3 protein-coding genes are annotated in these 1,870 nt (G+C 40.0%); 2 read left to right on the top strand and 1 reads right to left on the bottom strand.

Annotated elements, in window-relative coordinates; genetic code table 11:
- The first annotated feature begins 218 nt into the window (after positions 1-218).
- Both A3756_RS16375 and A3756_RS16370 read left to right on the top strand, forming a co-directional pair.
- Positions 219-650, top strand: a complete 432-nt coding sequence (locus A3756_RS16375; protein ID WP_068511465.1) for a hypothetical protein — start codon at positions 219-221, stop codon at positions 648-650.
- A 561-nt stretch (positions 651-1,211) separates the two neighbouring features.
- Entirely contained in the window at positions 1,212-1,598 is a 387-nt protein-coding gene (locus tag A3756_RS16370; RefSeq protein ID WP_068511467.1) for a hypothetical protein, read from the top strand.
- A 71-nt stretch (positions 1,599-1,669) separates the two neighbouring features.
- Here A3756_RS16370 and A3756_RS16365 read toward each other — a convergent pair.
- Positions 1,670-1,870: BrnA antitoxin family protein (locus A3756_RS16365; RefSeq protein WP_068553961.1), on the bottom strand; the 201-nt coding region annotated here is incomplete at its 5' end.

Here is a 1,870-nt window from a genome sequence, read left to right as displayed (position 1 = left end):
GATAAACAAAATAAAAATTATTGTATGGTTTATTGCGTCGTTTCTGAGTTCTTAACAATAAATTAAGAGCATAAGGTCAAAAGACTAAAAGCAAAAATCATATAACCAGGCCATCTTTCGGATCTTCGTTTTCTGTCACCGTTTATGCAAAGAAACGCATAAACGTCGCCATAAAACTCATCCCGCAAATGGCGGCGTTATATTCTTAAAGGAGAAAGGTGATTAATAAGTTTATTACAGTGCTAATTGCACTTTTTGTTGGTGGTTGTGCAACTCCACCAAGTAGATACAACCCTGATAATATTGGCATATTAGACTTAGCCTTCATTGATATGGAGAAGATTCCATTTATGAAGGTAAGGCACAGACCATCAGTGGTTTCAGTCGTAGATGAGAACGCAACAGAAGTTATCACTACAAACATGATGAAGTCTATGCATTTTAACGTGGGTTTGAAGGAAGGTAAGTATGTTGTAATGCTTAAATGCGATGATACCTATACTTATGGTTTTCCGGTTGTTCCAGTAGTTCTTGAAAAAGGTAAAAGATACCTCGCATATTGTCGCCGTATAGTTAAAGAAGGTGACTATATTGGTTTAGATGGTTTTATTCGTGAGAAATCTGAACCGCCTCCACCTTATCAGAAATGAATATAACCAGCGCCTCAAACGGACTCCGCAAAATGTGTCGCGCTTTTTGCTGTCGCAAAAAGGCACGCCAATTTCGCTCCTCCGTTTAGGCAAGCGTTAGGTGTAAATAGGGGTTACCAGATTGAACAAGTATCTCTAATTACTATTGGTTAGCCTCGTCAATAGCGGCCAAATTATTTTGGTTAGTTCTTCCAGTTATCTTCATTTCTATTAACTTGTTTATCCCGCTTCTAGCAGCATTAATTATTCTTGGTTGGTCGGCAATAATCATCACGGCATTTTTTAAGTGTCCGGAATGCGAACAAAGAGCTCTAGTTCATTCAGGTAAAGTGGTAAAATTGCTCACGAGCAAACGCAGCAAATTTAAAGTCTGGCTTGTCCCGAATGAATTCGCTTATAAGTATTTTTATTGCTGTAAGTGCGGTCATAAAATCGAGGCAAAAAGTGAATCAATCACCTAACCAGTTGCGCAATGATCGCCCCGGAAAAACACCCGGGGCTGGACTCGCTTTGCTGCGCGTCGCTCGCCCATTCGCAAGGCGTTATGTTTTTTGAGGGATTATGAACAAAGCTCTATTTGAAAAGTTACTTGGTGCGAGCATTATTCTAAATGCTCTTTATTGTCTTATATTTTCGCTCATCGATTCTTATCAATTGTTATCGCTCATAACTGGTGCCAGCGATAGAGAGATTAGTATTAGCCAAATGGCTACTATGTTGGCCATGCCTTACTTCCTTGCGTCGGTTATTTTTATAGTGTCGTTTTCTCTAGGCTGGTTGTTACTTCGTAATAAACAAATACATTTGGCAGTCGCTATTACAGCGGGTTTAGCTAACATATTTAATGGTTCAATAGGCTTCGGCTTGGCTGTGGTTTATTGTATTTATCGAGTTGCTACTTCTAGCAAAGAAGAACAACATAACCAGCGCCTCAAACGGACTCCGTAAAATATGTCACGCTTTTTGTGCCAAAAAGGCGCGCCAATTTTACTCCTCCGTTTAGGCGGGCGTTAGTGCTCTTAAGAAGCTAAGCGATTCTGTCGAACATCATCAGCAAGCCAAGATTTGATTAAGGACTGGTAAGGCATGTCTCTTCGATTAGCCTCAATTTTAATGCTTTCAAGCAAAGACTCAGGTAACCGCAAGGAAATTGTTTTCGTCGATGGTTTTAAGTTGGGCATTGTTACTTTTGCGGCCTTACTCCAGTCCAAGTAATCAGC

The organism is Oleiphilus sp. HI0086, from assembly GCF_001635225.1.
This window is presented reverse-complemented; position numbering and strand designations above follow the sequence as displayed.